Below are 6400 nucleotides of genomic sequence, written 5' to 3'. Positions count from 1 at the left end.
TCGCTTTAGCATTTACTATGATGTGGCTACCAATGTGGGCTGATTGATATATGTACTACAAAGATCAACAGCCCCTAGACTGAGTTAATCATTTATTAACTCAGGTCTTCAAGGATGAGATTATCAATATCAAAAAGTAAGGGAGTAACACTTCTCGAATTAATGGTATCTATGGCTGTTGTCAGTATTATCAGCCAATTATCTATGTGGTTTTACCCAGATTTTTTAGCTAAAAACCGCTTAGATAACCACGTAAACCTCCTACACCGAAATATAAATTATGGCCGTTTATATGCCATTGAAAATACTACTTACGTCACGCTTTGTGCACTAAAAGACAGTCAATGTACAAAAGACGAGTGGAATGGCCAAATGTCACTCTTTATCGACAAAGATAAATCAACCTCGTTAGATGATGATGAACTACTCTTAAGTACTTTTGAGGAGATCCATGAAGCTGACAGTCTTAAATACCCTCGCAGCGCAATTACGTTTCGTCCTGATGGTTCTTTGAATGGTTTTCAAAATGGTACTTTTATATATTGCCCCAACAGCAATAAGGCCAACCTCGAGGGGTTGGCCTTATCAGTAAGTCAGACTGGCAGAATACGTATTAAATCAACTGATAAGTGCCAGAAGAAGTAATCTAGGCTATCGACCCCAGCAATAACCAATATCGGTGTCTCCTTTTGACCCTTTTGCACCTTTGAGACCAATATCAGTGATTGAAAGCTCTTTACAATCAGTATCTCCTTTTACAGCACCGTCTATAGGCTTAGCTGTAATAGTGAAGGTATTACTATCAACTACGCTGATAGATAGTTCAAAGTGACCATTTTCGGTTTTACTTTGTAGCCCTAAGTCAGTAAAGGATTGCGTATACTCACGATTATCTACAAAATATTGCTCCTCTTTATTTGCAGCATCTAACAATGCTGCAGCAGCTTCAGCGCGCGAAGCACGCTTTACATATTCTGTATAATTGGGCAATGCAATTGAAGCAAGTATGCCTACAATTGCAACCGCTATCATCAGCTCAATTAAGGTAAACCCATGTTGTTTCTTCATTTAATTTCCTTAATTATTAACTTCGTCATTTTCTTCACGTTTATAGATATATGTTTGTTGAGTTTTAAAGCCAAACCCTACAGCATTGTCATTAACCAATACAACTTTACCATCAACAATTGTTAAGCCAGGGCCCTTTATCTCAACAGGCTTCATTGGGTTTTCAGCATTTTCACCTTTGATACCCGGCCCAATTAGATAAAACTGACTTTCTTGTGTTACGTCAACTGTTGGGTTGTCATCACACTTACCATCTCCATTACCATCTACGCATGAAGGGCCTTCGCCAAAGTATAACTGAGGTGTATCTGGTACATCATAGCTGGTTGTAAATTTAAGGTCGTCATACACTTTCGTACCATAATGTAGGTGAAATGCGTATAAAGAACCACCACCACCACTTAGTGAACATTGGTTTTCAGTCGATGTATCTGATGCAGGTGTGAAACTTGTAAAATAAGCAACACCTCCAACAACTGTAGCAGCAGCTAGTGATTTTTCACCCGTTCCTAACTCATATCTCCAACCATTAAATTTAGCCAAGTCGACTTCTAAGTCAACAAAATCATCAACGTCATCTAGAGCATTACCAAATGGGTCTGAATTCATTTGCATCAAATCAGCAGGTACAATAGTATCCGGTGCATTCGTTTTATATGATTTAGTAACTGTATTTTCATCTCTGATCATAAACAGTTGATCTTTTTCATTGGTACCGGTTGGTTTTGAGCGGTTACCACTACCAATAACTATTGCATCATACGGCGTATCTAAGCGTGTTATAACGGTACTACCATCAACTGTTGTCTCGCTTACTTTACTATAAATGGTTCGTGCAACGAGTGGTTTGTAAAAAAAGCGTCTGTCCTCAGTTGCTTTATTACTGCCAAGCTCAGCTAATTTAAAGTGACTAAATTCACTAGTACTAGTGCCTGGCATATCTATACGCCAAATATCTCCACCAGTATCTGCCGCATAAATTCGGTCTATATATCCATCATAATCTGAGTCAAGCGTGGTAATATCTGCAGCAATACTATGCTTACCTTTAAAGCCATTAATATCGGGTGTTAATGCCCATACTCTTTTACCTGTTTCTGCTTCAACAATGTAAATACCTCGCCCTATACTATCTTCACTTTTAATCACCGCATCTTTGTTTGTATCGTACCCAGCACCAAAAATTAATAAAGGCTTGTCACCAAATGCTTTAATGTAGGCTATTTGCGGTTTTGACCATGTTTGCGCAAGCTCTTTAAAATCACCTTTTCCGCCTTCTATTGGTGCGCTCCATAGTTTTTTAGGCTGATCGGGATTTGTTATATCCAGTGCGTAGTAGTTTTTACCACCTCGACGCATTCCTGCAAAAGCCCATACTTCATCATCACCACTCGCATCAATAATCCCGTCGTTTAAACCATCGCTATTTAAGTTTTTATTATTAAAATAAACGCTGATTGGACCATCCATACCATATTTTTTACCCGTTTCTTTGTTGCGCAGCGGTTGAATAATGCTGTACAGATCTGAGGGTATAAATGCCCAGCTTTCAGATACTTCATTATTTGTATCATCGTCTTTAAACATATGCAAAAAGCCAGCATTGGTACCAATAAGAATACGAATATCATCATTACCGTAATCAAGCGCAACAGGCTTTGAATGCAGAGGATCACCAAAAATATCATCTCTTTGATCCGTGGTATCGTTATCGTTATCTTCATCATCAACATCAATACCCATAGCCCATTTAATATCTGAACTAGATAAGCTAATTGGGTTATTAGTTATTAAATCAAGAATGTCACTAACAATCGATGTAGTAAATCGTACTATATCGCCTTGTTTATCTGTATATAGTGTTCTTCGTTCTTCTGCGTTGGTTCCTGTTAAGGTACTTAGTTGATAATTAACGCCACCTTGTGCTACTAAGTTCCCATCTGCTGACTTACCATCAGGAAGCCAAAATGTTTTTGCATCAGTGTCTATCAAACCATTAGAATCAAGCGCTACATTGCCTGCTGAATCAACTATGTTACTACCCGATACCTTTAACTTTTTTAAGTTACCGCCCCAGCGGGTATTTGTCTCTGGGTAAAACATTGCAAAATAAATAGCATCTCGACTACGGGTTTGATCTACGTTGTTACTAGCAACAGAGGGAGATGAAAAGCTATCATTTACTTCACGAATACGAGAAATTGCACTGTTTAATGATTCAGAAAGCTCATCTGGCGTACTGGCGGGCAAGTTTTCACCACCACCTAAAGAAGCAGCTCTGCGTAAAAGCTCTTGTCCGCTCGCACTCATACCAGAGCCAAAACCGATAGTATATAAACGGCCTGTTTCATGAATATCGGGAGTCGATGGGTATAAATCAACAGTAGTGTCGCTTGTACCATGAATAATTTTAGCCATTTGGTGTAGGTAACTACTGTAGTAACTATCCGTATTCCAGTTTAATCCTTCCCCAAAGTACTTCTCATGCTCTGCACTAATTTGGCTGTCACTATCATTATCACCAGATGGGTCGCCATCGGTCATATAAATGATATTTATCGAGTTGTCGCAGCGCTTAGCCTCAGCGGTGCTATCTGCAAAAGGCGATATGTAAGTATACTCATAATTATTTGTAGTTACATTTTCACACTCATAACTCCAGCGGCCTCTATTTCTAACCCAACCACACTCAAGCTGTGTAAACTCACTTCCAGTTCTTAACTCGACACTCGTATCACGTTCAAGAATTGTGGCCTCTAAGCCATATTGAACTTTTTGCCCTGTAATATATAAATAAGCTTCCCATAGAGTCTCAGTAAGCGGGGTTCCACCATCTGCAGGTAAAGATGCAACCGACGAACGTACAACTGATGAATCACTACCAACACCGTTAACAATGTAACCACCGGTCGTACTTTTAAAGCGCATTAAACCAAAGTCGATAGTATCTTCGTTATCAGAAATGACTTTATTCATCGCAAACTGCGCAGCAGCAAGACGGCTATCAATACATAAATTATATAAGTTTAAAAAATTATTAAAACCACAGTTACCACCACTTGAAGATGAAAAAGCCATGCTTCCTGATGTATCAAAAATCAGTAATACTCGGGGCTTTTCTTCAACATCCACATCATGATTAACATAAAGCTCTATATCTTCAGCATAAACTGACGCACTTATTGTTAAGCCAAGTAAAGAGGCTAACACTTTGTTTAATTTTAATTTCATATTAAATCCCCTTACTTATGCTAGCCATTTCTTGCGCTACACCTGTAACAATGGTTAGTTCATGCTTACTTTTAGAGCCATATTCTATTGTCGTGGCGACCTGTAACATATTGCACGATATACCTGCTGTAAAATTAAAGCGTCGAGGACACTCTAGGTCAAGCGCACCTTTGTTTAAATTAACCATTTTGCTTTGCATACCATCATGTGTTGCGATCACCATGCCTTCTTTATCAGAGGCTGCAATCGAAGTGACTTCATCTGGACTCAAAAAAAACTGATTATTCGCACCTTTATTTGCTTCATCAGAAATCATGCGCTGTACTTCGCCAATAAGTTCATTTTCGGCCACTTCACGCTCTTGCGCTGCATTGGTAATTTTAATATCAATACTACTACTGCTCATAAGAGTCACCGCTATACCCGTCACTGCAATTACCATTATTAGAGCAGTGATCAGTACTACACCCTGCTGCTTTTTCTGTGATTGTTTTAAATACGCCATAAATTTGATCCAACATTATTTAATCGAATAGTCGTGGTAAACACTGTGCGTCTGAAACTATCTGTGAATTTCAATTCACGCTTGTCTTCATCTTCACCTAATATGTAAGTTTGGTTTTTAATTTTAACCCCAGGGTCTGGCTCCAATGCGCGTATTAATAAAAATACCTGTACTGTTAAAATACCCTTTCGATTTTCCCAATCAGTGTGCTCCATACTTTTAATACTTCGGTATGTATCTACACGATTGTCGCTGTTTGTATCGAGACCAAAAACAAACCGCATGTTTTCGACACCTTCCATAATAGTTTCTGTGGTGATATTCCCACCAACTAAGCGCTTTCTCATTAATGCAGGTACAGTTAGGTTCTTGTTATTTACTTTATATGTTTGCTCTGAAATATAATAAACATGATGGCTATACGGCCAAATAGAGGCATTAACAGAACTTCCTGTAATTTCACCTCGCTTGAATTGGGCTCTCTCTTGCTCCGCTATGAAATAGTTTTCACTCGTTTGAGTCTCAGCTTCAGTTAATTGATCACCTTGTAAAAACTTTAACTGAATAATATCGGTACCTTTTACTGGACTCGTTACGCAGTTTAGTTCTTTTGAAGCATCTGCAACCTTCGCATAAATAGTTCTAAAGTTACTCGCAGTTGCCAAATCAGGAAAACTACCGTTATTTAGTCCTTCAAAACAGTCATTTAGCGGGTTTGATAATGCTTCTGTGTTTACCGAAGTAAAAGAATCATCATAATAAGTGCCCCAAAAGCCAATTTGTTCAATATCACGTTGCATTATGTTAATTGCAAGGCGTCCTGATTCTTGAAGTTCACCAATAGTCATCGTATCTTTAGTGGTTACTTTCATACCTATATAGGTAAACATAACGCCGCCTAAAATTAACCCACCAATAAATAATGAAATCATCATTTCTACAAGTGTAAAACCTTTTTGCTTCATGTTAGCTCCTAAGGTAAATATAACTAGTTAAAACAACTAAACGGCGCTTTTTATCAGCCGTTCCACACTTGATGTCTCCAGTCGTACTATTTGCATTAAACTCTTGACGCCCTTGCCAAGATACAACGACCTCTAAATTAAATGCTTTACCACCTGTACCTGCAACTGCAGTAGCCGCAATACATACAGTTGCGTCATCTAAAGAGCCTGTGTTTTCCCTTGCTTTTATAGCTCTTTTCCATTGCTCAAGGTCTAGGGCTGCAACTTGCGCTGCGCTACAAGTGCTTGTAAAACACGTCTGTGAGGTTTTAGTTGAGGCTTCGCTATTAAATGTTTGGGTATATAGGCTCGCTATTTGCGGGGTATCGTTAGCACGGATACGCTGCACAATATCATTACCAAGTGCAACTGCAGCAGCACGCTGCATAGAATCAAAGCTTGCTTGCTTTGCTTTTGCTTGCAAAGCAACTGCGCCTAAAAGGCCAAAACTAAGAATAATAAATGCAATTAGCACTTCAATCAGAGTGAAGCCTCTTTGCACTTTTACGTGAGGTGATTGCATAATAAAACCAAATAAAAATTATCTGATTATAAGTTTATGTTATTTATTTGAGGAATCAATGAGGACTAA

The 6400-nt window shown here is 38.6% G+C and carries 6 protein-coding genes; 1 reads left to right on the top strand and 5 read right to left on the bottom strand.

The features are described from left to right. Positions 1 to 114: 114 nt before the first annotated feature. Positions 115 to 645 (top strand): GspH/FimT family pseudopilin, encoded by a 531-nt coding sequence (locus I6E69_RS19740; protein ID WP_024596577.1) that lies wholly within the window; start codon positions 115 to 117, stop codon positions 643 to 645. Positions 646 to 651: 6 nt separating this feature from the next. Here the strand turns inward: I6E69_RS19740 and I6E69_RS19735 are convergent, their stop codons facing one another. From I6E69_RS19735 to pilV, 5 genes are read right to left on the bottom strand one after another with little or no spacing between them, the layout of a single operon-like run. Continuing rightward, positions 652 to 1068: a type IV pilin protein gene (locus tag I6E69_RS19735; RefSeq protein WP_024596576.1), complete on the bottom strand. Its 417-nt coding sequence runs from the start codon at positions 1066 to 1068 to the stop codon at positions 652 to 654. Positions 1069 to 1077: 9 nt separating this feature from the next. Then, positions 1078 to 4299 (bottom strand): pilus assembly protein, encoded by a 3222-nt coding sequence (locus I6E69_RS19730; protein ID WP_197122071.1) that lies wholly within the window; start codon positions 4297 to 4299, stop codon positions 1078 to 1080. 1 nt (position 4300) lies between these two features. After that, a complete protein-coding gene (locus tag I6E69_RS19725) occupies positions 4301 to 4804 on the bottom strand; it encodes a hypothetical protein (protein WP_024596574.1) in 504 nt (167 codons plus the stop codon). Continuing rightward, entirely contained in the window at positions 4792 to 5769 is a 978-nt protein-coding gene (locus I6E69_RS19720; RefSeq protein WP_138489451.1) for a PilW family protein, read from the bottom strand. Before I6E69_RS19720 ends, I6E69_RS19725 begins: the two co-directional genes overlap by 13 nt. A gap of 1 nt (position 5770) precedes the next feature. Next, the gene (gene pilV, locus I6E69_RS19715) at positions 5771 to 6331 is read right to left on the bottom strand and encodes a type IV pilus modification protein PilV (RefSeq protein WP_024596572.1); all 561 of its coding nucleotides are present in this window, start codon (positions 6329 to 6331) and stop codon (positions 5771 to 5773) included. Between the last annotated feature and the right edge of the window lie 69 nt (positions 6332 to 6400).

Origin of the sequence: Pseudoalteromonas sp. NZS100 (assembly GCF_015864815.1) — a bacterium.
GTDB classification, from domain to species: Bacteria; Pseudomonadota; Gammaproteobacteria; order Enterobacterales; family Alteromonadaceae; genus Pseudoalteromonas; species Pseudoalteromonas distincta.
The sequence above is the reverse complement of the archived record's forward strand: the minus strand, read 5'-3'. Positions and strand labels throughout refer to the sequence as shown.